Genomic DNA, 24,375 nt, shown 5'->3' on the forward strand with positions numbered 1-24,375 from the left:
GCTATCGGCCCGCTGATGTCCGATCGAGGGATGGTGTGGCGGTGTGAACCCGGTGGATCGGCGACTTTTGTACGGTTGCGGTGGGATGGTGAGGAACGGCGGTGGGTCTCGGGCCGAGGTTCCTGGATGTGTTTGAGATGAGGGACTTGCGGGCAGTAGCGTCGCTGGACGGGGAGTTTCCCGCCGGGGCTCGTGCTGCCCGGAGGATCGTTTGCCGGAAGGGGTGACATGCCCGCGCGAGGTCACGGTGGCGAAGTCGCCGAGGGCGCGCTCGAGGATCTCGACGCGGCGGCGCTGGAGTTCGCGGCGCGCCGGGCCGGGGCGTCGGGCGCTCAGGCCGAGGCGCTGCGCGAGGACCTGGTCCGGTACTGCCTGCCCTTCGCCGGGCGGCTCGCCCGGCGTTACCGCGGCCGCGGGGAGTACCTGGAGGATCTGGAGCAGGTCGCCCGGCTGGGCCTGGTCAAGGCGATCGATCGGTACGATCCGGAGCGCGGCTCGTTCACGGCGTACGCGGTGATCACCATCTCCGGTGAGCTGAAGCGGCACTTCCGGGACCGGACGTGGGGTGTGCACGTGCCACGCCGGGTGCAGGACCTGAGCCTGGAGGTCGGGCACGCCGCGATGGTCCTGACGGGTGTGCTGGCCCGGACACCGACGACGGGCGAGCTGGCGGACCGGCTCGGGGTGTCCGAGGCGGCGGTGCTGGAGGCGGTGGAGTCGGCGGCGGGCTATTCGCCGGCCTCGCTGAACGCGCCGGTCGCCGGGGAGGGCACCGCCGAGTTCGGGGAGCTGCTCGGCGGGGCCGACGACGATCTGGAGTCGGTGACCGACAAGCTGACCGTCACCGATCTGCTGCTGCGGATGCCGGCCCGGGAGCGGCGGATGCTGGCGATGCGCTTCTACGGCAACCGCACCCAGGCGGAGATCGCCACCGAGCTGGGCATCTCGCAGATGCACGTGTCCCGCCTGCTGAGCCGGGCGCTGGCCTGGCTGCGGGAGGCGATGCTCAGCGACACCCCGCAGCACTGGGAGGGCGACTCCCGCGGCGAGCGTCACGGCATGCGGGTGTCGGTGGCGCAGGACGCCGGCGTTCTGCGGGTGCGGGTGCGCGGCGAGGTGGACCGGGACACCGCGGAGCGGCTGCGGGCCGGTCTGCGGCACGCGATCACCGGGAGCCGGGCGTCGTCGGTGGTGGTGGATCTGTCGGCGGTGCCGCTGGTGGACGCGGCCGGTGTGACGGTGCTGCTGGACGCCGCGCAGACGGCGTCGGCGGCGAGGGTGGAGTTCGGCGTGACGGGCGCTCAGGCGTACGTCGCAAGGATCTTGGCGGTTTCCGGCCTCGCCGGCGTCCTGCGGCGCGGCTGACCGGAACCGATCAGGGGCGGCGCAGGGCCGCCCACACCACCTTGCCGTCGGCGGACGGCAGATAACCCCAGGTGTACGCCAGCTCGTTGACCAGCAGCAGGCCGCGCCCGCTCAGCGCCTCCGGGGAGATGTCGGCCGGCGGCGCCGGGAGCACCGGCGAGCCGTCCCGGACGGCGATGTTCAGATAGCGGCTCCGCAGCGACAGGCACAACGTCATCATCGTGCCGGCGTGGTCGACCACGTTCGCCACCAGCTCGTTGACGATGAGACTGGCCGGCGCGACCAGCTCCGGCAGATCCCAGCGCAGGCAGGCCTCGGTGGCCACGTCCCGGGCGTGCCGGGGCGCGCCGGAGAGCGGGAGCAACTGTTCGCTGAACGACGGCACGGTGAGCCGTTCGTCGTGCAGGTGGGCGAGCCCGGCCGGCACCCCGCTGAACAGCGGCAGCCGATGGTGCGCGCCGGTGAGAAGGAGCCGGCGGGTGGTCGGGGGCGCCCCGCAGAGCAGGACCGGGGTGCCGGGCCACCGGGCCGCCTGGCGTAGCACCACGGTGAACACCGACAGGGCGAGCGGCTGGACGACGTGCAGCCCGGACAGGTCGATCAGCAGCGCGTCCGGCTGCTCGGCCAGGCACTTCATCAGCGCCTCGCGCAGGGGCGCGGAGTCGCCGAGCGCCAGCTCGCCGGAGACCGCGGCGATCAGGGTGGCGCCGTCGCCACGGGTCTCGCATCGGATCGACATGGGGATCGTCCTTCCGCCGGAGGAGACGACTTCCCCGCCCGGTCCTCAGGTAAACGTCAGGCCGTCTCCATCACGATGATGGCCCCGTCGCCTCCGCTCGCCACCCCGTCCAGCGGGCGCAGCGGGGTGCACGCCACCCGTACGGTGATGCTGCGCCCTCGCCGGTTGACCGCCTCGAGCCGGATGTCGCCGGATTCGCCGTTCTGGCCGAGGGCGCCGCGCAGCAGCGGGCGGACCCGGTCGATGGGCAGGCCGATGTCCAGGTTGAGGAAGTGCTGGCCGATCACCTCGCTGGAGCGCAGGCCCCACAGGTCCTCGGCGTGCCGGTTCCACATCCGGATCCGCAGGTCCGGGTCGACCACCGCGACGCCGGCTTCCAGGCTGGTCAGCACGGTCTCCAGGAAGGCGTTGGCCTCGTCGAGCCGGCCGGTGCTGATCCGCAGCTGGTCGTTGATGCTCTGCAGCTCGTCGTTGGTGGACTGGAGCTCCTCGTTCATCGTCTCCAGCTCCTCGTTGGTGGACTGGAGCTCCTCGTTGGTGGTCTCCAGCTCCTCCACGGTGGATTGGAGCTCCTCGTTGGTGGTCTCCAGCTCCTCGTTGGTCGACTGGAGCTCCTCGTACGCCGCCTCGAGCTGCTGGTTGGCGTGTTCCAGGTCCTCCTGGAGGCGCCGGCTCGCGGTCATGTCGTGGAAGATCAGGTTGACGCCGAGCAGGCTGCCGTCGGCGCCGCTGAGCGGGCTGATCTGCACCACCAGGTGGGTGACGTCGGCGCCGCGCTGGTACTCGACGTCGGTGACCCGGAGGGTACGGCGTTCCAGCTGGGCCTGTTCGATGTAGCGGCGCAGCTCGACCGGGCGGTAGGACAGGTCGAGGTCACGGAACGGCCGGCCGATGTCCCGCGACGACACCCCGAACATCTTCTCCATCTGCCGGTTCGACAGCGCGACCAGGCCGTCCGAGGTGAGGGCCAGCTGGGCCAGCGGGCTGGCCGCGAGGGCCTCGTTGCGCAGCTCGTCGAGGCCGGTGACGGGGCTGACGCTGACCGGCGGCGGGTCGGTGAAGACGACGCCGGGCGCCACGTACAGCCGGGGCACCCGCCGGAACACCCGCCGTTTCAGGTCGATCGGGGTGAACAGGCTGCTGTGGCTGAGCAGCATCTCGGCCTTGCCGAGGAACAGCACGCCGGTGTCGGCGAGGGCGAAGTGGAACCGGCCGAGGATCTTCGACTGGGTCTCGGCGTTGAAGTACATCAGCGTGTTGCGGCAGGTGAGCAGGTCGATCCGGGATATCGGGGCGTCCTGCACCAGGTCGTTGCGGCCGAAGATGACCGAGCGGCGCAGGTCCTTGCGGAAGGTGTACCGCCCGCCGGACTGCTCGAAGTACCGCTCGATGAACTCGGGGGGAAGGACCTGGACGTCGCGTTCGCCGTACGTCGCCTGCCGGGCCTCGTTGAGCTGTTCCTCGTCGACGTCCGTGGCGTAGATCTTGACGCGTTCCTTGAACTCGTCGATGCCGAGCATCTCGGCCAGCATCATGGCGAGCGTGTACGCCTCCTCGCCGGAGGCGCAGCCGGCCGACCAGACCCGGATCAGCGAGTCCGGCGGCTTGGCCGCCACCATCGGCTCCAGGACCTCGGCCCGCAGATAGTCCCAGGCGTCGGTGTCCCGGAAGAACGCGGTCACGTTGATCAGGATGGTGTTGAAGAGCGCGGTGAACTCGTCCGGGTGAACCTGGAGATGGTCCAGGTATTCCGGGTAGTCGCCGGCGTCCACCTGCGTCATCCGCCGGTTGACCCGCCGCATGAGGCTCGACCTCTTGTAACCGGTGAAGTCGAAGCCGCGCGACTCCTTCAGGTACGCCAGCAGCGCCTCGAAATTCGGGTCGATCGGTTGCACGTTCCGGAACGCTACCGTACGTCACTCGCCCGCGGTCGCACCGAGACGCGCGATCAGGTCCCGGAGCGTCGCGGCGGCCGCCTCCGCGTCATCGGCGAGACGCTGGAACTGGACCATCCGCCCGTCGGCCATCCGGCGGCTCAGCTCCGCCTTCTCCTGCAGCGCCCGCAGCGCCATCCAGAGCGCGCCCTCGAGGGCCACCGACTGCTCCTCGAGCAGGCTCTCCGGGGACCAGGCGTGCCCGACCCGGCAGCGGAACCGGGGCAGCGGCTGTCCCTGGAGCTGGAACAGGCTGCCGCCGCAGCTCGGGCAGCCGAATCCGGCGGGCTTGGCGATCTGATCGGTGCCGGCCGGGAACAGTTCGGACATGGCCACCTCGGCGTCGAGCAACGGGTCGGGATCGAGGGGCGGCTTCTCCGGCAGCGGCTCGGCGGTCAGCTCGGCCAGCAGCGGGCCGAGTTTCGCGGCCGGGACCGTGTGGTCGGCCCGGACCGCCTCCAGCGCGGCCAGCGGCATGCCCGGGTGCAGCGCGTCCACCGGGTCCTGGACCACGGTGATCCCGCCGCGGGCGGCGATCGCGGCCAGCCCGGCCGCGCCGTCGTCGCGGGAGCCGGACAGCACCACCCCGATCGCGCGGCGGCCGGCGGCGCGCGCCACCGAACGGAAGAGCGGGTCGATGGCGGGACGGTGGCTGTTCTCCGCCGGGCCGCGGCTGAGCTTGAGGTGACCGTCGAGCAGCAGCAGATGGTGATCGCTCGGGGCGACGTAGATCCGGCCGGCGCGCACCCGCTCGCCGTCGCGGGCCGGCTCCGCGGGGAGCGGGCCGCTGCGGTCCAGGATCGCCGGCAGCGCGCTCGGCGCGGCCCGGGGCACGTGCAGCACCACCAGCAGGGCGCCCGGATAGTCCGGGGGCAGGTTGGCGACCAGGGCGCGCAGTGCCTCCACGCCGCCGGCGGAGGCGCCGACGGCGACCAGATCACGATGCTCCGTGGTCACACAGCCGCTCCGGTGGTGAGCTGGGTCCAGACAACCTTACCGTCGCTCACCGGCAGGACGCCCCACGCGTCGGTCAGGTCCCGCACCAGCCGGAGACCACGGCCACCCGCATCGGTGACGTCCGGGTCGAGGGTGCGCGGCATCCGGCGGCTGTGATCACGGACCGCCATGATCATCCGGCCGTCGCGGAGCCGCAGGGTGAAGTCCATGGTGGTGTGGGCGTGCCGGACCACGTTGGCCACCAGCTCGGTGGCGACCAGGGCGGTGGTGGCGGTGATGTCGGCGCGGTGCCAGGCGGCGCAGGTCTGCGTGACCAGGTTGCGGACCTGACGGCAGGCTTCGGGTACGGGGCGCAGGCGGACCCGTACGTCAGCGGTGGGGTTGTGGCTCGCGGCCTCGGCCCGAGCCCGGGCGAGCGTCTCCGCCCAATCGGTGGCCATCTCGAGACCGGCGCAGCCGGGCGTGGCCGCCAGCGCCTCCCGGGTCCGCGGGTCGGCGCCGCACACCACGATCGGCGCGGCCGGGAACTCCTCGGCCTGGCCCACCACGTCGGCCAGGGCCTTCAGCCCGAGCGGCTCACCGACGCGTAATCGGGTGAAGTCGAGCAGCACCCGCAGCGGCTGCACGGCCAGGCTGCGGCGTACCGCGGCGCCGAGCGCCCCGCCCGTGACCCGGTCCAGGGTGCCGCTGACGGTCAGGACCGCCACCGGAAGGTCCTGTTCCGGCCGGCAGACGAGCTGGCTGGGCATGGCCCTCCCCTCCGGGGATCCCGGTGTCGGCGGCGTCCGGGCGGGCGCCAGGCACACAGACTGCCCGCCGCCCGCCGGGGACAAACGTCAGACGAGACGTTCGTACAGGTTCAGGTACGCCCGCGCCATCACGGCGGGGGTGAAACGGCGTTCGGCCTCGGCCCGGCAGGCCGCCGGATCGATCGCGGCGGCCTTGTGCACGAGATCGCCGAGCGCCTCCTCGTCGGTGGTCAGCAGGCCGGTGTGCCCCTCGTCGATCAGTTCGGGCAGGCAGCCGCGGGCGATGCCGACGACCGGGGTGCCCAGGGCGAGCGACTCGACCACGGCGGTGCCGCCCGGCTCCTCCCACCGCAGCGGGAACAGCGCGGCCCGGGCGCCGGCCACCAGCAGGTCCCGGTCCCGGCCGTGCACCGAGCCGATCCAGCGCACGCGGACCCCGTCGACGTGCGGGGCCACCTTCTCGTACCAGAAACGCACGTCCGGATTGTCGCGGTCGGCGGCGGCCAGGGCGGCTTCGTCCTGGTACGGCCCGACCGGCCCCGCCAGGATCAGGTCGAATCCGGCCTGGTGCGCCAGCCGGGCCGCCAGGTCCTGTCCCTTGCCGGGGAAGATCCGGCCCAGGACCAGGGCGTACGGCCGGCGCGGGGTCTCCGGCAGCGGCTCGGCGGCCAGGGGCGTGGACAGGTGGACGTGCCCGATCGCGTGATCCCGCAGCGCCTGCGGGGCACGGGCCAGCTGCGCCGCCGACACCCCGTTGACCCGGACCCGGTCGCCGCCGTCGAAGGTGCCGTACAGCTCGGGGTGTTTGCGCAGGTCCCAGTGCAGGGTGTGGAGCGCCGGGGGAGCGCCCGCGCCGAGCGCGGCCATGCTGACCAGCCCGGCCGCCTCGACGTGGTCGTGGATCACGTCGACCCGGCCGGCGGCCCGCAGCACCGCGTGCTGGTGCGCCTGGACCACGCCCATGACCTGGTTGTACGGCCGCTGGATGTGCTCGAACTGGCCCTTCTCGAAGACCGTCACCCGGTCGTCGGCCTCGAGCGTGCTCTCGCCGACGCTGGCGAGCACCACCTGTACACCGAGTTTGCGCAGCTCCGGGACGAGGCTGGCGACGATGTTCTCGATGCCCCCGTAACCGACCGGCGGGACCGGCAGCCACGGCCCCGCGTTCATCAGCACGCGCATCAGGCGGCCACCGACAGGTTGAGGGAGGCCAGCGGCGGGCGCTCGGTCACCACGATGTCGGTGACGGCGATCTGCCGGTCCAGGTTCGGCAGCGCGTCCTGGCCGCCCCGGCGGAACTGGGTGAGCAGGCTGGACGGCGGCAGCGCCTCGGTGGTCAGCCCGCGCCGGTGCATCCGCGACCAGGCGGTCGTCATGATCTGCGCGGACATCCGGCCGAGGGCCTCGGTGCCCTGGTGCCGGTGCTTGCGCTCGCCCAGGTCGACCTGCGCCAGGGCGTCCAGCCCGACCAGGTCCACCAGGTCGATCAGCATGCCGATCTCCACGCCGTACCCGGAGACGAACGGGATGCGCTCCAGGGTGCGGCGGCGGCCCGCGTACTCGCCGGCCAGCGGCTGGACGAACCCGGCCAGCTCGGGGAAGAACAGGTTCAGCAGCGGGCGCGCGGCCAGCTCGGTGACCCGGCCGCCGCCGTCGGTCTCCACGCTGACCGGCCCGTTCAGCGGCCGGTGGTAGAAGCCCTTCACGAACTCCACGCCGGAGTCGGTGAGCAGCGGCCCGAGCAGCCCGGTGACGAAGTGCGACGAGAACTCGTGCAGGTCGCCGTCGACGAAGGCGACCACGTCCCCGCTGCTGGCCGCCAGCCCGGCCCACAGCGCGTCGCCCTTGCCCTCCATCCGGGGCAGCCCGCTGGTCATCCGGTCCTGGCTGACCACCCGGGCGCCGGCCCGGCGAGCCACCGCCGCGGTCGCGTCGGTGGACCGGGAGTCCACCACCAGGATCTCGTCCACCAGCGGCACCCGTTCCACCAGGTCACGGCGGATGGTGGCGACGATGGCGCCGATCGTGGCCTGCTCGTCGCGGGCCGGGATCACCACACTGACCCGGGTCGTTCCCTTCGCGGCCAGCAGCTCACCCGGAGCCCACTGGTCGGCGTTGCCGGTCCGGTACGTCGTCCACGCCTCGACTACGGGCGAGACGGTCGGATGCGAATGCCACATCGGCTTACCCCCAAGTTCGCGATCTTCCGGCGCGGTCGGCTTTTCCCAGGGATGACCCGAATCAATCTTTCCGGACGGTGACGAGTCGGTCACTGTCGATGAGATGCGTTTGGGATTCCGGTGGCCGGATACAGAACCGGCCGTTGTTACGGCCCGGTGGGGACAGGGGAGCGGATGTCGATGACGAGAATCGGTCTGATCGGTGCGGGCGGGGTGGCCGCCCGGCACGCCCGGGTGCTCTCCGGCCTGCCCGGAGTGCAGGTGAGCGGCGTGACCGACGTGGTGGCCGAGGCCGCCGAGCGGCTCGCCGGCGAGCACGGCGGCAAGATGTACGAATCGGTCGCCGACCTGATCGACTCCGGCCCGGACGCGGTCTACGTCTGCGTGCCGCCGTTCGCTCACGGGGAGGCGGAGCGGGCCGTGGTGGCCGCCGGCTTGCCGATGTTCGTGGAAAAACCCATCGCTATCAATCACGGCATAGCGACCGAAATCACAGCGTTGGTGGCCGATCGCGGCCTGCTGACCGCCGTCGGGCACCACTGGCGCTACCTCCCGGTCGTGGAGAAGGCGCGGGAGCTGCTCGCCGGCCGGCCGATCCGGCTGATCTCCGGCTCCTGGCTGGACAAGGTGCCGCCGGTGGCCTGGTGGCCGATCGGCGGGCGCTCCGGCGGGCCGGTCGTCGAGCAGGCCGCGCACGTGCTCGACCTGGCCCGGCACCTGGCCGGCGAGGTGGACGAGGTGTTCGCGTACGGCAACGGCACCCCGCCGGCCGTCGAGGGCGCCGACGTGGACGGCGCCACCACGGCGGTGCTGCGGTTCCACAGCGGAGCGGTCGGCACCCTGGCCGCGACCTGCGTGCTCGGCTGGAAGCACCGGGCCGGGCTGGAGGTGTACGCCGACGGCCTCGCCCTGGCCCTGACCGAGACGGAGCTGGTCGTCCGCGACGGCGACCGCACCGAGACGGTCACCTGCGAGCCCACCGACGCGCACGTCGCCGTCGACCGGGCGTTCGTGGCGGCGGTCCGGGGCGAGGAGACCGACGTGCGGGTGCCGTACGCGGAAGCCCTCCGTACCCATGAGCTGGCTCTCGCCGTCGCCCAGTCCGCGGCCGAGGGCCGTGCCATCCGCCCCGGCGAGGCCCCCCGTGCCTGACCGCAACCTGATCGTCGCCGGACCCGGCCGCCTGGAGATCACCGACGTCGCGGGCGAGGACGTCCCGGACGGCGGCTTCCACGCCCGCACCCTGTTCAGCGGGGTGTCCGCGGGCACCGAGCTGACCTTCCTCAAGGGCACCAACCCGGCCCTGCACGCCGGCTTCGACACCGGCCTCGGCCTGTTCGGCGCGCCCCCGGAGCAGGCCTACCCGGTGACCCGCCTGGGCTACATGGAGGTCGCCCGGATCGAGGACAGCCGGACGGCGGCGTGGCCGGACGGCACCGTCGTCGCGATGACCTACGGGCACCGCACCGGCTACCCCGGGCACCCGCTGCGCGACCGGGTCGTGCCGCTGCCGCCCGGCCTCGACCCGGTGCTCGGCATCTACGCCGCGCACATGGGCCCGATCTGCGCCAACGGTCTGCTGCACGCCGCCGCCGACCGGTTCGGCCCGGCTGTGCGCTCGCTCGCCGACGGCGTCGCGGGCTGCCGGGTCGCGGTCGTCGGGGCCGGTGTGGTCGGCCTGCTCACCGCCCTGTTCGCCCGCCTGCACGGCGCCGCCTCGGTGGTCGTGGTGGACCCGACCGCGTCCCGCCGCGCGGTGGCGGAGTCGCTGGGCCTGGAGACCCTCGACCCGGACGCCGACGACGCCGCGGTGGTGCTGAAGACCCGCTGGCGGCACGCCGACGGCGACCGCGGCGCCGACGTCGTCTTCCAGTGCCGCGGCCAGGCCGCCGCCCTGCACCTGGCGCTACGCCTGCTGCGGCCCCAGGGCACCGTGATCGACCTGGCGTTCTATCCGGGCGGCGCGGACGAGGTGCGCCTCGGCGAGGAGTTCCACCACAACGGCCTGGCGGTCCGGTGCGCGCAGATCGGCCGGGTGCCGCGCGGCCTGGCCCACGCCTGGGACCGGGAACGGCTGTCCGCGGCCACCCTCGACCTGCTCCGCGCCGACGGCGACGCGATCCGGAAACACCTGGTCACGGCCATGGTCCCGTTCGACGAGGCGCCCGCGCTGCTGCACGATCTGGCCGAGCGCCGCCGCCAGGAACTGCAGGCGGTCATCACCTTCTGACTCTGGCGGCGGGAGTCCAACACTTCATGGCGGGCAAAATGAAGTACCGTTGCCCGCCATGGGTGTGTCGCAGCGGCTGAAGAGCCGGTTCCGCAAGTTTCTCCAGCGTCCGGGCACGACGGTGGATCTGGGGCCGTTGTCGAAGCGGCTCGGCGCGATCGAGGCGCGCGAGGACGCGCTGAAGGAGCTGACCGACGCCGAGCTGACCGACGCCGCGCGCGAGGCCGGCGACTACGTCGAGATCTGCGCCATCGGCCGGGAGGCCTCCCGCCGCGCCATCGGCCAGCGGCCGTACGACGTCCAGCTCCTCGGCGCGATGGCCCTGCTCGACAAGCGGGTCGCCGAGATGGCCACCGGTGAGGGCAAGACCCTCACCGCCACCGTCGCGGCGTACGGGCACACCCGTCTCGGCAACGGCCCGGTGCACGTCCTGACCGTCAACGACTACCTGGCGAAACGTGACGCCGAGTGGATGGAGCCGATCTACACGCTCCTCGGCCTCACCGTCGCCTCGGTCACCGAGGCGATGACCCCGGAGGAGCGCCGGGAGGCGTACGCCGCCGACGTCACCTACGTCTCGGTCAGCGAGGCCGGCTTCGACTACCTGCGCGACCAGCTGGTCACCGACGTCGCCGACCGGGTGCAGCGCGACCTGGCCACCGCGATCGTGGACGAGGCCGACTCGATCCTGATCGACGAGGCCCGCGTCCCGATGGTCCTGGCCGGCAGCATCGCGAGCGAGGGCGACCCGGTGCACGACGCCGCCGCCCTGATGAAGGAGCTGCGCAAGGGCCGGCACTACGAGGTCGCCGAGGACGGCCGCAGCGTCGCCTTCACCGAGGACGGCCTGAAGTACCTGGAGGAGAAGCTCGGCGACATCGACCTGTACGCCGACGACCAGGTCGAGGTCCTGTCCGCGGTGAACGTGGCGCTGCACGCGCACGCCCTGCTGCGCCGCGACGTCGACTACATCGTCCGCAACGGCGGTGTCGAGCTGATCGACGAGATGCGCGGCCGGGTCGCCCAGCGCCGCCGCTGGCCGGACGGGCTGCAGGCTGCGGTGGAGGCCAAGGAGGGCCTGTCCGCCACCCAGGAGGGCGAGGTCCTGGACACCATCACGGTCCAGGCGTACATCGCCCTCTACCGGACGGTGTGCGGCATGACCGCGACCGCCGTGCACGTCGGCGAGCAGCTCCGGGAGTACTTCAAGCTGGAAGTCGCGGTCGTCCCGCCGAACACGCCGAACATCCGCGAGGACGACGACGACCGGATCTACTCGGCGCACGACATGCGCGACGAGGCCCTGGTCGAGGAGATCCGGATCGCGCACGAGTCCGGGCGCCCGGTGCTGATCGGCACCCTGGACGTGAAGGCGTCCGAGCGGCTGGCGAGCCAGCTCGAGGCGGCCGGCGTCCCGTGCAGCGTGCTGAACGCGAAGAACGACGCCGAGGAGGCCGCGATCATCGCGGAGGCGGGCGCGCTCGGCGCGGTCACCGTCTCCACCCAGATGGCCGGCCGTGGTGTCGACATCCGCCTCGGCGGCAGCGACGAGAAGGACCGCGACGCCGTGGTCGAGCTGGGCGGCCTCTACGTGATCGGCTCCGGCCGGCACGACAGCCGCCGCGTCGACGACCAGCTCCGTGGCCGGGCCGGCCGGCAGGGCGACCCGGGCCGCTCGGTGTTCTTCGTCAGCCTGGAGGACGAGCTGGTCCACCGGCACGCCGGTGACATCCTCCCCGCCTCGCCGCGGATGGACATGGACGGCGTCGTCCACGACAAGCAGGTGGAGTACGCCGTCGAGCACGCCCAGCGGGTCGCCGAGGGCGTCAACCACGAGATCCACAAGAACACCTGGCGCTACAGCGTGGTCATCGAGCAGCAGCGCCTGCTGCTCGCCGAGCGCCGGGAGCGGCTGCTCACCTCCGAGGTCGCGGCGATCATGCTGCTGGAGAAGTCGCCGGAGAAGGCCAAGGAGACCGACGAGGACGTGCTGTCCGACTCGGCCCGGGCGATCGCCCTGTTCCACCTCGACCGGCTCTGGGCCGAGCACCTGGCGTTCCTGTCGGAGGTCCGGGAGGGCGTGCACCTGCGCGCGCTGGGCAAGCTGGACCCGCTCGACGAGTTCCACCGGGCCGCCGTGCCCGCCTTCCAGGAGCTGCTGACCAAGGTCGAGGCGAAGACCATCGAGACCTTCGAGGAGGTCGACCTCACCGACGGCTGGCAGCCGGACCGGGCGGAGATCGTCCGGCCCAGCGCCACCTGGACGTACCTGGTGCACGACAACCCGTTCGGCTCCGAACTGGACCGGCTCATCGCGGCCGTCGGCCGCCGCCTCACCTCGGGCGGCTGATCCGCTCCGCGGGTTCTGATGGGGCGCCCGGGTGGCGCCCCATCAGCTCCACCATCTCGTGCAGCTTGAAGAACTCCGCCGTCGGCATGGCCGAGGCGGGATCCGCGCCGGCGTCCAGCAGGATCCGTACGGTCTCCGCGTTCTGCCGGAACACCGCCGCCGCGAGGGCGCTCTGGCCGCGGTCGTTGACCCGTTCCGGATCGGCGCCGCGGGCCAGCAGCGCCGCCACCGTCTCCGGGTGGTTGTGGTACGCGGCCAGGATCAGCAGCGTGTCGCCCTTGTCGTTGGTGAGGTTCGCCGGGAGGCCGGCGTCCACCTGCGCCGCGAGTTCCCCGGCCACGCCGTCGCGGGCCAGGTCGAACATCCGGTGCGCGTATTCGATCGTTTCAGCGTCCAGGTGTGTCACGTACGGACACTACCCACGTTCGGCAACGTTTAATGAGGCTGACAGAAAACGTTCCGGGAATGCATTTGTGTGACGCGCGACAATATGGAACGTTGTTCCCACAGTGTGGGTCGGCGACTTGACCCACGAACCCGAATGCGGGAATTATCGTCCCCGCTTTACGCACAGTGATCAGTCGTATTCGCTTGCCGCAGCAAATTCTGGGGGATGAATCAATGCCGGTCAGCGCATTGTCGCCGCGTGCCGATCGTCGATCCGCCGGGCCGGGCCGGAGTTCCGCCCGCCGGCCCGCCGAGCCCGCGCTGACCGTGACTCTCGCCATTCCGCTCACCGGTGACGTGGTCTCGCCACAGGCGCACCGGCTGCTCGCCGCCGTCCGCGAGCTGGTCGAGCTGAGCAAGGGGACGGTCACCGTCGAGCAGGCCCTGCCCGTCGACGCCCCTCCTGAGGCGGAGACGGCCGCGGAGGCCGTTCCGGAGGGTCCGGAGGTGCGGCTGCTCACCTCGTCGCGTCAGGCCCTTCTGGACGGCGTGGCGCTGCCGCTCACCCGGCTCGAGTTCGACCTGCTGCAATATCTCGCCGAGCGGCCCCGCCGGGTCTTCACCCGGGCGCAGCTGCTGGCCGCCGTCTGGGGTTACGAGCGGGCCGGTGAGCGCACCGTGGACGTGCACGTGCGCCGGCTGCGGCTCAAGCTGGGCAACACCCTCCCGCTGATCACCACGGTCTACGGCGTCGGTTACCGGCTGGCCGACGACGCCAACATCGCGATCCTGCCGCACGATTGATCCGTGTCAGGTCGAGTGCGCGTCCGTCCCATCTCCTTCGAGGCTCTGGTCTCCGATCTCGCCGGCCGGCTGGCGAGTCGGGAATCCGACAATAGGCTGCGAGTGGCGGTGGATGGGGCCGAAGCGGCCGATCCGGGCCGTCTCGCGGACGCCCTGGTCGACCCGCTGCGGGTCCGGGGCCGCCCCGCCGTACGCGTCGACACCAGCGATTTCCTGCGCCCCGCCTCGACCCGGCTGGAGTTCGGGCGGACCAATCCGGACTCGTTCTACACCGGCTGGTTCGACGAGGCCGGGCTGAACCGTGAGGTTCTGGCCCCGGCGGGTCCGGGTGGTTCCGGCCGGATCATCGAACGGCTGTGGGACGCGCGTCTCGACCGGGCCGCCCGGGCGCCGTACCAGCACCTGCCCCCGAACGCGATCGTGCTGGTCAGCGGCCCGCTGCTGCTCGGCTCCGGCCTCGACTTCGACTTCTCCGTCCACCTTGAGGTGTCCGCCGCGGCGCTGGCCCGGCGTACCCCGCCGGCATCCGCGTGGACCCTTCCCGCCCTCCATCGGTACACCGCCGAGGTCGCCCCGGAGACCTTCGCCGACGTGGTCGTCCGCCTCGACGACCCGCGCCGTCCGGCGCTCGTGGAGGCGGCCCCGTGACGCCCGGCACAAGACCCGCGTGCCGAGTGTGTGGCGGCTTCGACCACTGACAGTTATGCTCCGGTTACTTTTTCGCGGGGGTCCCGTTTGGGATCACCGGCGGTGGGTATCGTCCGGCTCCACATAGCGAGCCGGCCCGGGACGAGGGTGACCCGGCGGATGGCCACCGGCTGGGGCTGAGTGAAGGGCAGGGGGACTGCATGCTCGTCAACGGAGCGGTTGTTGCGGGTAAGGGCGCGGGCACGGCGAAGGGGCTGCGTTCGACCGATGAGATCGAGCAGATCCGCGTGATCCTGCAAGGCCGATTCGAGGAACTCAACACCGAGTACGAAGAGGCCGTCGCCCAGAACACCCGGCTGCGGCTGGTCGAGATCGGCGACGCGGCCGGCGACGACCAGGCCGACAGCGGGTCGAAGACCGCGGAGCGCGACGCCGCGACCTCACTGATCAGGACGCTGCTGGACCGGCGGACCCAGGCGGAGCACGCGCTCCACCGGCTCGACGAGGGGACGTACGGGAACTGCGAGGGTTGCTCCAACCCGATTCCGGTGGAGCGGCTCGAGGTGTTCCCCTCGGCCACCACGTGTGTCAACTGCAAGCAGGTCCGCGAGCGGCGGGCCAGCTGACGCCGTCATCGGGCCCGCCGGCGTTTTCCGTTTCCGCGGCGGCAGTGGAATAACTGCCGAATGTGTCGGCGGGCACATATGCATCACTGAACAAACGTTTATCCGGCCGGGTTCGCCGACGAATTCGGCCGGGGCGCGATCCGCGGCACGGGGCCGGCTTCGATGCCACGGCGGGCGGCTTCCGCCGCGAACACACCCGCGTCGATCACGGCGGCGCCACCGGGGTCGTTGTTGAAGAAAACGAACATCTCCGGTACGCCGTCCGCACGGTCCAGCCACGATCGCAGCGCCGTCCTGCCGTACCGGGGCCACGGTTTCCCGCCGCCCTCGTGCAGCCGCAGATAACCGAAGTCCGCGGTCCGCCACAACGGGGTCAGCGGGCGCCCGAACCGGTCCGCCCAGCACAGCGCCGCCCGGCGCCCGCGCAGCAGCGCCTCGCACTCGGCGGTGAACCAGCTCGCGTGCCGCGGCTCCACCACCACCCGGACCCCCTCGGGGAACAGCCCGAGCGTCTCGTCCAGGGCCGCCAGGTCCGCCTTCATCGTCGGCGGCAGCTGCAGCAGCACCGGCCCGAGCTTGTCGCCGAGCGCCTCGGCCCGGCCCAGGAACCGGGCCACCGGCTCGGCCGGCTCCCGCAGCCGCTTGATGTGCGTGAGATAGCGGCTCATCTTCACCGCGAACCGGAACCCGTCCGGCGTCTGGTCACGCCACTTGGCGAAGGTGTCCCGCTCCGGCAGCCGGTAGAACGCGTTGTTGATCTCCACGGTGCCGAACCGGTCCGCGTAGTACGCCAGCCACGACCGCTGCGGCAGCCCGCCCGGATAGAGGTGGCCGGTGTCGTCGGCGCCCTTGACCGGCCGCCAGTCCCGGTACTGCCAACCCGATGTCCCGATCCGCAACATGCCGGGCTCTTACCCGGGTACAACGAAACCTATGACCGACACAGCGGACGACGACGGCCGGGCCGGCGAACCGGAGGCCACGGCGGGCGACTACGAGTACGACGAGGCGCACGGCGGCGGTGACGACGGCCCCGGCGTGCCGCCGGCGCTCGAGGACGAGGCCCGCCGCCGCCGCGAGCTGAATCCGCACGGCTAGGCGACGGTCCAGGTCGACCCCGGCAGGTTCGCAGGGCTGTCTCGCGTGGGCCGAGACAGCCCTGAGAACCAGCCGGAGGGATTTCAGCGGCCGAGCTGGGCGGCGGCGTGCAGGACCAGAGCGGTCGCCAGGCCGGTGCCCAGCACGGTGACCACCGCCGCCGTGTCCAGCCCGGTGCCGCGGCGATCGGTGACCAGCTTCGCCGTGACCACCGCCAGGATCGGGAACAGCAGCAGCACCAGCAGCGCCACCACCGGCGCCGCCTGCTGCCAGTCCCCGCCGGCCGCCGCGCCGGTGCTGCGGACCACCCCGTTGCCGATCGCCCCGAGCACGCCCCCGGCGAACCCGAGGACCACGAACAGGACCTTCGTGCCGAACGTGATCGGGCGGGCCGGGGGCGTGTACTTGACGCGCGTCTCCACCTCGTCCAGATAGTCCCCGGCGTCGCGCTGCCGGTCCTCGTCGCCGCGCTGGCGGGGGATGCTGGCCGGCGGCAGGGTCCGGCCGAACCGCTCGGCGGCCGGCCCCACCCGGTGCACGAACTCCGACCACAGCCCGGCCGCCCGCGCGTCCACCTGCTCCAGGTCCCGCTGTGCCACCCGGACCGCGTCCACGGCGGCGGCGGCCTCCGCCTGGGCGGCACGCACCGCGGCGTCGGCGGCGGCCCGCCGCTCGGCGTGCCAGCTACGCGCCTCGGCCCGCAGGTCGGCGGCCTTCTGGTCCAGCGTGGTGAGCCGGCGCAGCACGGTCCGGTAGTCCGCCCGGTCGAAGTCCATCGGTTCCAGTTCGCTCACGGCGCGGTCTCACTCATGGGGATCCGTAGGGGATGATCACCTCGGCGCCGCGGTGCACCGAGCGGTCGAAGTGCAGGGCCCGCCACGGGCGGGGGTACCAGTTCGGCGCGCCCTGCCCGGGGTAGTACGGCGACAGCTCGCTGCCGTGCACGTCCAGGGCCACCCACGCGCCGATCGAGTCGGTCCGCGACGCCTGCCCGCCGAGCGTGTCGCGCAGCAGCCCGGCGCCCCGCCACCAGCCGAGCACGTGCAGCCGGCGTTCCGGCCCCTGCCGCAGCACGGTGCGCAGCTGATCGGCCGCCTCCTTGCCGCCGGGCAGCGCGTCGGCCGCGTAGATCAGGATGAAGTGCGGCCGGTCCGCCGGCCACGCCGCGGTCGCCTCGGCGGCGGCGTCCTCCAGGAGCCAGTCGACGTTCTCCAGGTCGTACCACCCGCAGTCCGGGATGCGGGCGTGCAGCGCCTCGGCGGCGGCCCGCGCGTCGGTGTCCAGGCAGACCACCGAGAACCGGGCGCCCTCCGGGGCGAACTGGGCGGCCAGCGACCGGCCCGCGGTCGCCAGGACGGCGCAGGCCTCGTCGACGCGGGTGCCGAGCACGGCCAGGTTGCGGCCGGGGGCACGGCGCAGCACGGTACGGGCGGAGCGTGCCGCCACGTCGATGGTCTCGCCGAGCAGCGCGACCGGCGCCGCCGGCGACTCGCTGGCCCGCAGCCCCCGGTAGTCGGGGCTGTCCACCAGTTTCGGGATCACGTCGCCGTCGAAGAGCCGGGGCGGCCCCAGCTCGGCCGGCCGGCGCCGCCACAGCCGGTGCTGGAGAGCGCCCCAGCGTTCCCGGTCGCCGGCGGCCGGCACCCGGACCACCCGGTTGGCCTCGGTGGCGCCGGAGTCGGCGTTGACGACCGCGTGGTAGCGCGGCAGCGACTCGGCGGCCGCGTTGGTCTCGGCGAGGACCCGGCGGGCCCGGGGCAGCGCGATCCGCAGGCTGAACTGGGCGACCAGCGCGGGCCGGCCCCACAGCGCCTCGATGCCGGAGACGTCCTGGCTGGCCAGGACCAGGTGGATGCCCTGGGAGCGGCCCCGGCGGGCGAGGTCCTCGAGCAGGTCCACGGCCTCCCCGGCGACGGCGTCCCGGCCGGCCAGCAGCACCTGGAACTCGTCGACCACGGCGACGATCCGGGGCCAGGAGCCCTCCGGGTCCTCGGCGCGCAGCTCGGCCAGGTTGGTGACCTCGTGCTGTTTGGCGGCGTCGGCGCGGCGGCGCAGCTCGGCGCTGAGGAACCGCAGCAGCGCCAGGCCGAACTCCCGGTCGGTGTTCACGTTCACCCCGACCAGGCGGACGTGCGGCAGCCAGCTCGGGTCCCGGCGGCCCGGCGCGAACCGGGCGAACGACACGCCCTCCTTGAAGTCGAGCAGGTAGAACGCCAGCTCGTCGGGGGAGTAGCGGGCGGCGAGGGCGCCCATCCAGGCGTAGATGAAGTTGGTCTTGCCGGTGCCGGAAGGCCCGGCGATCAGCGCGTGCGGCGGGTAGTCGCTCAGCGTCACCAGCACCCGGGCGCCCTGCGGGCTGTCGCCGAGCGGCGCGGTCAGCCCGGCCGACGAGGTCTCCCGCCACTCGGTGCCGGGCTCCGGCAGGAGGCTGTCCAGCGCCACCGGCGCCGGCCCGGCGGCCACCTCCTCGGCGATCTGCCGGCACGTCGCGGTCACCGTCGTGGGCGGGGGTGCGGGATCGAGGCGTACGGGCAGATCACCCGCCCCCTCGATCCGGGTGTCCTCGCCGCCGGCCGCGCTGATGAACTCGATGCCCGGCCCGGGCGCCACCTCCAGCCCCCGGATCACCAGGTGCACCCCGCAGGCGGCGCCGGTGCGCAGCAGCCGGTCCAGCTGGGAGCGTTCGTGCCGGGACAGCTCGCCGCCGCCGAGCAGCACCGCCACCCGCCACGGCTCGGGCCGCCGGTTGGTGACCGCGTGCAGCTCGCGCAACGAGGTGTACTCGCCGGCCAGCACCGTCTCGTTGATCCGCCGGACGTGCCCGACCAGGTCGTCGAGCAGGCGCTCCAGCCCGCCGGGGCCGACGAAGGTGAGCACGCCGGCCGGGGCCAGCGGCGCGAACCCGGCCAGGCCGCCGCCGAGGTGCTCCGGGTCGTACCCGATGATCCGCACCGCGCCGGGCGCGCTCGTGCCGAGCGCCCGCAGCAGCAGCCCGGCCACCACGTCGTCGCCGGCCCGCCGGTCGCCGTCCACCACGACGTGCCCGCGGTCCAGCAGCGCCACCAGGGCGGGGACGTCCGGCGCCGGCTCGTCCAGCGGCGGGCCGGCCGTGATGTCCGGGGGCTCGCTCTCCGGGCCGGGCAGCGGCGCGGTGACCTCGCCGGGCGCGCCGGCCCAGGCGCCGCGGGGCCGGCGGTGCTCGCCGTCGGCATCCCCGGCGGGGTCGCCGCCCCGGCCGGCGGGCCGCCGGGCCTCACCCGGGACCGGGGAGGGGACCGGGGCCTCGGGCAGGATCAGCCGGCCGATGCGCAGCTCGGCGGCCCGGTCCAGCGGGGTCGGCTCCCAGCTGTGCCAGGGTTCGCCGGCCGCGCCCGGGGCGGCCCGGTCGGCCGCCGCCGCCGCGACGCCGACCAGCGCCGCCAGCTCGCTGTCGTGCCAGGAGTCGATCTCGCGGATCCGCTCGTCCCGGGCCGCCGCCAGCTTCCGCCGGCGGGTCGTGGCCGCCGCGACCACCCGCTCGTACCGGTCCTGGGCCGCGTCCCGGATCTCGTGCGCCCGTTCCAGGGCGATCTGGGCCGCGCCGAGGGCGTGCGACAGCCCGGCGCGGATCTCCATCACCCGGTCTCTGGTGGACTCAGCCATGACCCGCCGGCATCGTCGCAGTCGTCTCGGTCATCGCTCGCGCTCCGGTCTCTCGGTCTCCGGCCGGACGGTGCGGACCGGCTCCGGGGCGTTCGGGTCGAGGGCGCCGGCGTCGCGGCCGAGGCGGGCCAGCAGCACGCCGGTGAGGACGCTGGCGGTGACCGCGTTGTCGGCCGGGTGGCCGGCCGGCTGGTCGCCGCGTTTCTGCTGTTGCTGCTGGACCGGCACCCGGCAGATCCGGTCGAGCAGGGTCTCCAGGACGCCCGGCGCGGTGCCCGGCAGCAGGGCCCGGACCCGGCCCTCGGCTGCCGTGCGCAGCCGGGGCACGTCCTCCGGGCGGGGCTCGTGGCCGAGCAGGTCGCCGGCCAGCCGGTGCAGCACCTGCGGGGTGACCGCCGACAGCCCGAGACCGGTCGACGCGTTGACCTTGTGCAGCTCCCGGCCGAGCCGGGCGCGGTCGCCGGCGCGCACCCCGGCGGCGATCCGGCGCAGCAGCGCGGACGCGTCACCCTCCTCGCCGGTGTCGCCGTCCTGGTCCGGTGGCGGTTTCTCGCCGGTGAGCTGGGCGACCCGCTGCTGCCACCACGGCCCGAGCCGCTCCGGCGGGCCGGCCTCCGGCTCCTGCCGGGGCGCGCGGGACCGCTCCTGCTCCTGCTTGAGCGGGGCCCGCCACTCCTGCCCGGCCGGGGCGCCGGGGGTCGCGGACAGCCCGAGGACCGCCAGGTAGCGGTCGACGGCGTCCTGGGTGGCGCGCAGCGCGGCGGCGGCGCTCTCGGCGTGCTCGGTGCCCTGGGCCAGCCGGGCCACCCCGAGCTCCTGGCTGGACTCCTCCTGGACCCAGAGCAGCAGCTGGGTCGCGGCGTTCAGCTTGTTCAGCGCCACGGCGAGCTCGCCGGTGGGCAGGCCGTCGGAGATCGCGCGAAGCTGGGCGCCGAGATCCTGCAGCAGCGACATCGCGTCAGAGGCTCGCCGTGTAGGTGTTGGCCTGCTCCACCGCCGCCATGGTGGCGCTCAGCGAATCCTCGAGCTGCTGGTGGGCCTGGGAGAGTGAGGCGTGCGCGGCGCCGACGGCGTCGCTGGTGCCGCCCTCGAGGGCCATGGCCAGCATCTGCTGGGCCTCGTCGATCTTCTCCTGCGCCGCCTGGATCGCCTGTTGTCCCTCGGTGACCTGCTGAAGTGCGGTCTGCACGGCGGCTTTGAGTTCGGCGACACTGGCCACCTGCGGAATGCCTCCTGTGCGCTTGACGACGGGCGCTGCAAGCCTACCGCCCGGTTCCCGCCCCGCCGTTCCACGGTGCCGCTTTTAGCGTCCCGTGCCAGCCGTCGCGGAAACCGGTTTCTCCGGGCCCGCACCGGAGATCGCGCAGGTGAGATCGTATCCGCCGGGAGATCCACTGTGGATCGAGGGGGTGCCCGGCCGGCGTCACGATCACCCCTGGAAGCGACAACGCGACGGCGCGGCCGGGTGACGTGCGGCGGATCAGCGGGGGACCGCGGACGGGCCCTGCACCTCGGCGCCGAGCGCGGTGACACGGTCACGGAGGCCGCGGTCGGCGGTGACGACGACGGTCCGGCGGGTGGGGGCGGTCACCCGTACCACCGCGACGATCTCGTCGTCGCCGGACCCGGTGGCGCGGGCGATGCGCACCCCGGGCGGACCCGGCGGGATGTCCCGGGCCCGGCCCTCGACCACCAGGGTGACCTCGACCGGCGCCGGGACGCCGGGAAGGCCGGTCGCCGGCACCGTCGCCAGGCTGTCGCGGAGCCGGGCCGCGGCGCCCGCCCGGTCGCGCCACCAGCCGTCCGGAACCGAGCCGACCACGTTGGCCCCGTCGACGACAACCATCGGGATGCCGGGATCTCCGGGCATCGGAGGCTCCGGCAAGGAAGGCTCTCGGAAGAGAGGCATGAGCGAGGGCGGATCCTGGGACGCCGACATAGAGTTGAGTGTAGTCGTATCAACTTTTTGCGCGATCCGGGAATCAGCGGGGTGGATCACGCGCTGTTGACAGCCGGGCGGCGGGCGTTTGCCGCCCGGGCGGCCGGGTAGCCGTAGCAGGCGAGCCGGCCCGAGGTACCAGGAGAGAAGAGACTCATGAGCATCGGACCGTTCGGGCCGCCCGGGCCCGGCCAGTGGGACGACCTGTTCGCGCGCTTCTTCGGTGCGGCCGAGCCGCGCCGGTCGGCGCAGCGCTTCGACATCGCGCGGTACATGAGCGACGACGCCCGGCAGGTTCTCGCCGACGCCGCGCGCCGGGCCGCGGAGCTGGCCGGAGGAGCGCGGCCGCTGGCCGACCTCGACACCGACCACCTGCTCTGGGCCGTGCTCCAGCAGGAGCCGATGAAGGAGACCGTGCGCCGGGCCGGCGCCGACCCGGACAAGCTGCTCAGCGAGATGGGCCGCCCCGCGGCCGCCGCGGGCGAGCTGCCGGAGAGCATCTCGCTCACCCCGGCCGCCAAGCGGGCGCTGCTGGACAGCCTGCAGATCTCCCGCGCGGTCGGCGCCTCCTACATCGGGCCCGAGCACATCCTGATGGCGCTCGGCCTGAACACCGACTCGGCGGCCGGCCGGCTGCTGGCCGGGCGCATCGTCGACCCGCGGAGCATGCCGCACCACAGCGAGCTGCCGAAACCCGGTGGCCCCGGGCACGGGCACGGCCACCACGGGCACCACGGGCACGCCCCGGCGGCGCCCACGCCGACGCTCGAGCAGTTCGGCGTCGACCTGACCGAGGCGGCGCGGCGCGGCGAGATCGACCCGGTGATCGGCCGGGCCGACGAGATCGAGCAGGCCGTGGAGATCCTGTCCCGGCGCACCAAGAACAATCCGGTGCTGATCGGCGAGGCCGGCGTCGGCAAGACCGCGATCGTGGAGGGCCTGGCCCAGCGGATCGTGGACGGCGACGTGCCGCTGACCCTGCAGGACAAGCGGGTCGTCCAGCTCGACCTGCCGGGCCTGGTGGCCGGCACCAAGTACCGCGGCGACTTCGAGGAGCGCCTGAAGAAGGTGATCGAGGAGATCCAGGCGTCCGGCGACAGCCTGATCGTCTTCCTCGACGAGATCCACACCCTGGTCGGCGCCGGTGGTGGCGGCGAGGGCGGCGGCATGGACGCCGGCAACATGCTCAAGCCGGCGCTGGCCCGCGGCCGGCTGCGGGTGATCGGCGCGACCACCCTCGACGAGTACCGCAAGAACATCGAGAAGGACGCGGCGCTGGCCCGGCGCTTCCAGCCGGTGGTGGTCGGCGAGCCGAGCGTCGAGGACACCGTGGCGATCCTGCGCGGACTGCGGGACAACTACGAGGCCCACCATCAGGTACGGATCACCGACGCCGCCCTGGAGGCCGCGGCGGAGCTGTCCTGCCGCTACATCACCGACCGGTTCCTGCCGGACAAGGCGATCGACCTGATCGACCAGGCCGGCGCGCGGGTGCGGCTGCGGACCAAGACCCCGGACGCGAACCTGCGCGAACGCGAGCGCCGCCTCGAGCAGCTGTCCCGCGACCGGGACCAGGCGGTGGCCGCCGAGCACTATGAGAAGGCGTCCGAGCTGCGCGACCAGATCAACGAGCTGAAGGCGCAGCTGGCCGGGGCCGGCGCGGGCGCCGACGGGGTGCCGCAGGTGACCGAGGAGGAGATCGCCGAGGTGGTGTCGCGGGCCACCGGCATCCCGGTCGCCCAGCTCACCGAGGCCGAGCGGGACCGCCTGCTGCGCCTCGAGCAGCACCTGCACGAGCACGTGATCGGCCAGGAGGACGCGGTCGCCGCGGTCGCCGAGGCGGTCCGCCGGGCGCGGGCCGGGCTCGGGGACCCGGACCGGCCGGTCGGCAGCTTCCTGTTCCTCGGCCCGACCGGCGTCGGCAAGACGGAGCTGGCCCGGTCCCTGGCGGAGGCGCTGTTCGGCGAGGCGGACCGGATGATCCGCCTGGACATGAGCGAGTTCCAGGAGCGGCACACGGTGTCGCGGCTGGTCGGCGCGCCGCCCGGATACGTCGGCTACGACGAGGCGGGGCAGCTCACCGAGGCGGTGCGGCGCCGGCCGTACAGCGTGGTCCTGCTCGACGAGATCGAGAAGGCGCACCCGGACGTCTTCAACCTGCTGCTGCAGGTGCTCGACGACGGCCGGCTCACCGACAGCCAGGGCCGGACGGTCAGCTTCAAGAACACCGTGCTGATCATGACGAGCAACCTGGGCGCGGACCTGATCAACGGGTCCACCCGCAGCGTCGGGTTCGGCGCGGCGGACGACGGCAGGTCGGCCGACGAGGAGCTGCGCGACCGCCTCGACCGGCGGCTCAAGGAGCAGCTGCGGCCGGAGTTCATCAACCGGATCGACGAGATCATCATCTTCCGGCAGCTGGAGAGCGGCCAGCTCCACCGGATCACCGAGATGCTGCTGGCCGGCACCAGGGCCCGCCTGGAGGCCCAGGACGTGCGCATGGAGATCAGCCCGGCCGCGGTCGACTGGCTGGCCGAGAAGGGCTTCCAGCCCGAGTTCGGGGCCCGGCCGCTGCGCCGCACCATCCAGCGCGAGCTGGACAACCGGCTGTCGAAGATGCTGCTCGCCGCCGATCTGGCGCCCGGCCGGACGGTCCGGGTGGACGCCCGGGACGGCGCGCTGACCTTCGACGTCGCCCTGTCGGCGGCCGTCTGAGACGTTGACGCC

At 73.2% G+C, this 24,375-nt stretch carries 22 protein-coding genes; 9 read left to right on the forward strand and 13 right to left on the reverse strand.

Annotated features, from left to right (window positions below):
* Positions 1-228: 228 nt before the first annotated feature.
* The gene (locus ACZ3II_RS22610; RefSeq protein WP_465519682.1) at positions 229-1,365 is read left to right on the forward strand and encodes a SigB/SigF/SigG family RNA polymerase sigma factor; all 1,137 of its coding nucleotides are present in this window, start codon (positions 229-231) and stop codon (positions 1,363-1,365) included.
* A 10-nt stretch (positions 1,366-1,375) separates the two neighbouring features.
* On the opposite strand, the gene ACZ3II_RS22615 is transcribed toward ACZ3II_RS22610, so the two are convergent.
* The 6 genes from ACZ3II_RS22615 to ACZ3II_RS22640 all read right to left on the reverse strand — a co-directional run bounded on the left by ACZ3II_RS22615 (position 1,376) and on the right by ACZ3II_RS22640 (position 7,924).
* A complete protein-coding gene (locus ACZ3II_RS22615) occupies positions 1,376-2,104 on the reverse strand; it encodes an ATP-binding protein (RefSeq protein WP_465519683.1) in 729 nt (242 codons plus the stop codon).
* A gap of 56 nt (positions 2,105-2,160) precedes the next feature.
* Positions 2,161-3,999 carry a CheR family methyltransferase gene (locus tag ACZ3II_RS22620; RefSeq protein WP_465519684.1) on the reverse strand — a complete coding sequence of 613 codons (1,839 nt, stop codon included), beginning with the start codon at positions 3,997-3,999 and terminating at the stop codon, positions 2,161-2,163.
* Positions 4,000-4,020: 21 nt separating this feature from the next.
* Positions 4,021-4,995, reverse strand: a complete 975-nt coding sequence (locus tag ACZ3II_RS22625) for a chemotaxis protein CheB (RefSeq protein ID WP_465519685.1) — start codon at positions 4,993-4,995, stop codon at positions 4,021-4,023.
* Positions 4,992-5,744 carry an ATP-binding protein gene (locus tag ACZ3II_RS22630; protein ID WP_465519686.1) on the reverse strand — a complete coding sequence of 251 codons (753 nt, stop codon included), beginning with the start codon at positions 5,742-5,744 and terminating at the stop codon, positions 4,992-4,994. The genes ACZ3II_RS22625 and ACZ3II_RS22630 overlap by 4 nt, the downstream gene beginning before the upstream one ends.
* 87 nt (positions 5,745-5,831) lie before the next feature.
* Positions 5,832-6,926 carry a glycosyltransferase gene (locus ACZ3II_RS22635; RefSeq protein ID WP_465519687.1) on the reverse strand — a complete coding sequence of 365 codons (1,095 nt, stop codon included), beginning with the start codon at positions 6,924-6,926 and terminating at the stop codon, positions 5,832-5,834.
* Positions 6,926-7,924, reverse strand: a complete 999-nt coding sequence (locus ACZ3II_RS22640) for a glucosyl-3-phosphoglycerate synthase (protein WP_465519688.1) — start codon at positions 7,922-7,924, stop codon at positions 6,926-6,928. Before ACZ3II_RS22640 ends, ACZ3II_RS22635 begins: the two co-directional genes overlap by 1 nt.
* A gap of 174 nt (positions 7,925-8,098) precedes the next feature.
* Between ACZ3II_RS22640 and ACZ3II_RS22645 the strand changes: the two genes are divergently transcribed.
* Genes ACZ3II_RS22645 through secA2 form a run of 3 tightly spaced genes read left to right on the forward strand, consistent with a single transcriptional unit; the run spans position 8,099 to position 12,504 of the window.
* Positions 8,099-9,076, forward strand: coding sequence for a Gfo/Idh/MocA family protein (locus tag ACZ3II_RS22645; RefSeq protein ID WP_465519689.1), 978 nt, complete (start codon positions 8,099-8,101; stop codon positions 9,074-9,076).
* Entirely contained in the window at positions 9,069-10,154 is a 1,086-nt protein-coding gene (locus tag ACZ3II_RS22650) for a zinc-dependent alcohol dehydrogenase (protein WP_465519690.1), read from the forward strand. Before ACZ3II_RS22645 ends, ACZ3II_RS22650 begins: the two co-directional genes overlap by 8 nt.
* Positions 10,155-10,212: 58 nt before the next feature.
* A complete protein-coding gene (gene secA2 / locus ACZ3II_RS22655) occupies positions 10,213-12,504 on the forward strand; it encodes an accessory Sec system translocase SecA2 (RefSeq protein ID WP_465519691.1) in 2,292 nt (763 codons plus the stop codon).
* Here secA2 and ACZ3II_RS22660 read toward each other — a convergent pair.
* The gene (locus ACZ3II_RS22660) at positions 12,488-12,868 is read right to left on the reverse strand and encodes an ankyrin repeat domain-containing protein (protein ID WP_465519879.1); all 381 of its coding nucleotides are present in this window, start codon (positions 12,866-12,868) and stop codon (positions 12,488-12,490) included. The two genes, secA2 and ACZ3II_RS22660, sit on opposite strands and share 17 nt — an antisense overlap.
* Before the next feature lie 257 nt (positions 12,869-13,125).
* Here ACZ3II_RS22660 and ACZ3II_RS22665 point away from each other — a divergent pair, with 257 nt between their 5' ends.
* From ACZ3II_RS22665 to ACZ3II_RS22675, 3 genes are all read left to right on the forward strand, one after another.
* A complete protein-coding gene (locus tag ACZ3II_RS22665; RefSeq protein WP_465519692.1) occupies positions 13,126-13,695 on the forward strand; it encodes a winged helix-turn-helix domain-containing protein in 570 nt (189 codons plus the stop codon).
* Between the two features lie 15 nt (positions 13,696-13,710).
* A complete protein-coding gene (locus ACZ3II_RS22670; RefSeq protein ID WP_465519880.1) occupies positions 13,711-14,343 on the forward strand; it encodes a nucleoside/nucleotide kinase family protein in 633 nt (210 codons plus the stop codon).
* Positions 14,344-14,543: 200 nt separating this feature from the next.
* Positions 14,544-14,969, forward strand: a complete 426-nt coding sequence (locus tag ACZ3II_RS22675) for a TraR/DksA family transcriptional regulator (protein ID WP_465519693.1) — start codon at positions 14,544-14,546, stop codon at positions 14,967-14,969.
* Positions 14,970-15,067: 98 nt separating this feature from the next.
* Here ACZ3II_RS22675 and ACZ3II_RS22680 read toward each other — a convergent pair whose 3' ends face one another.
* Entirely contained in the window at positions 15,068-15,871 is an 804-nt protein-coding gene (locus tag ACZ3II_RS22680) for a DUF72 domain-containing protein (RefSeq protein WP_465519694.1), read from the reverse strand.
* Positions 15,872-15,902: 31 nt separating this feature from the next.
* Here ACZ3II_RS22680 and ACZ3II_RS22685 point away from each other — a divergent pair, with 31 nt between their 5' ends.
* The gene (locus ACZ3II_RS22685; protein ID WP_465519695.1) at positions 15,903-16,067 is read left to right on the forward strand and encodes a hypothetical protein; all 165 of its coding nucleotides are present in this window, start codon (positions 15,903-15,905) and stop codon (positions 16,065-16,067) included.
* A gap of 83 nt (positions 16,068-16,150) precedes the next feature.
* On the opposite strand, the gene ACZ3II_RS22690 is transcribed toward ACZ3II_RS22685, so the two are convergent.
* From ACZ3II_RS22690 to ACZ3II_RS22710, 5 genes are all read right to left on the reverse strand, one after another.
* The gene (locus ACZ3II_RS22690; protein ID WP_465519696.1) at positions 16,151-16,861 is read right to left on the reverse strand and encodes a hypothetical protein; all 711 of its coding nucleotides are present in this window, start codon (positions 16,859-16,861) and stop codon (positions 16,151-16,153) included.
* 13 nt (positions 16,862-16,874) lie between these two features.
* The gene (locus ACZ3II_RS22695; protein ID WP_465519697.1) at positions 16,875-19,709 is read right to left on the reverse strand and encodes an FtsK/SpoIIIE domain-containing protein; all 2,835 of its coding nucleotides are present in this window, start codon (positions 19,707-19,709) and stop codon (positions 16,875-16,877) included.
* Positions 19,710-19,739: 30 nt separating this feature from the next.
* Complete coding sequence (locus ACZ3II_RS22700) at positions 19,740-20,663, reverse strand: hypothetical protein (RefSeq protein WP_465519698.1); 924 nt, start codon at positions 20,661-20,663, stop codon at positions 19,740-19,742.
* 4 nt (positions 20,664-20,667) lie between these two features.
* Entirely contained in the window at positions 20,668-20,928 is a 261-nt protein-coding gene (locus ACZ3II_RS22705; RefSeq protein WP_465519699.1) for a hypothetical protein, read from the reverse strand.
* A 261-nt stretch (positions 20,929-21,189) separates the two neighbouring features.
* The gene (locus tag ACZ3II_RS22710) at positions 21,190-21,579 is read right to left on the reverse strand and encodes a hypothetical protein (protein ID WP_465519700.1); all 390 of its coding nucleotides are present in this window, start codon (positions 21,577-21,579) and stop codon (positions 21,190-21,192) included.
* A gap of 225 nt (positions 21,580-21,804) precedes the next feature.
* Between ACZ3II_RS22710 and ACZ3II_RS22715 the strand changes: the two genes are divergently transcribed.
* Positions 21,805-24,363, forward strand: a complete 2,559-nt coding sequence (locus ACZ3II_RS22715) for an ATP-dependent Clp protease ATP-binding subunit (protein WP_465519701.1) — start codon at positions 21,805-21,807, stop codon at positions 24,361-24,363.
* Positions 24,364-24,375: the final 12 nt, after the last annotated feature.

The sequence above is a fragment of the Actinoplanes sp. NPDC019969 genome (assembly GCF_055562375.1).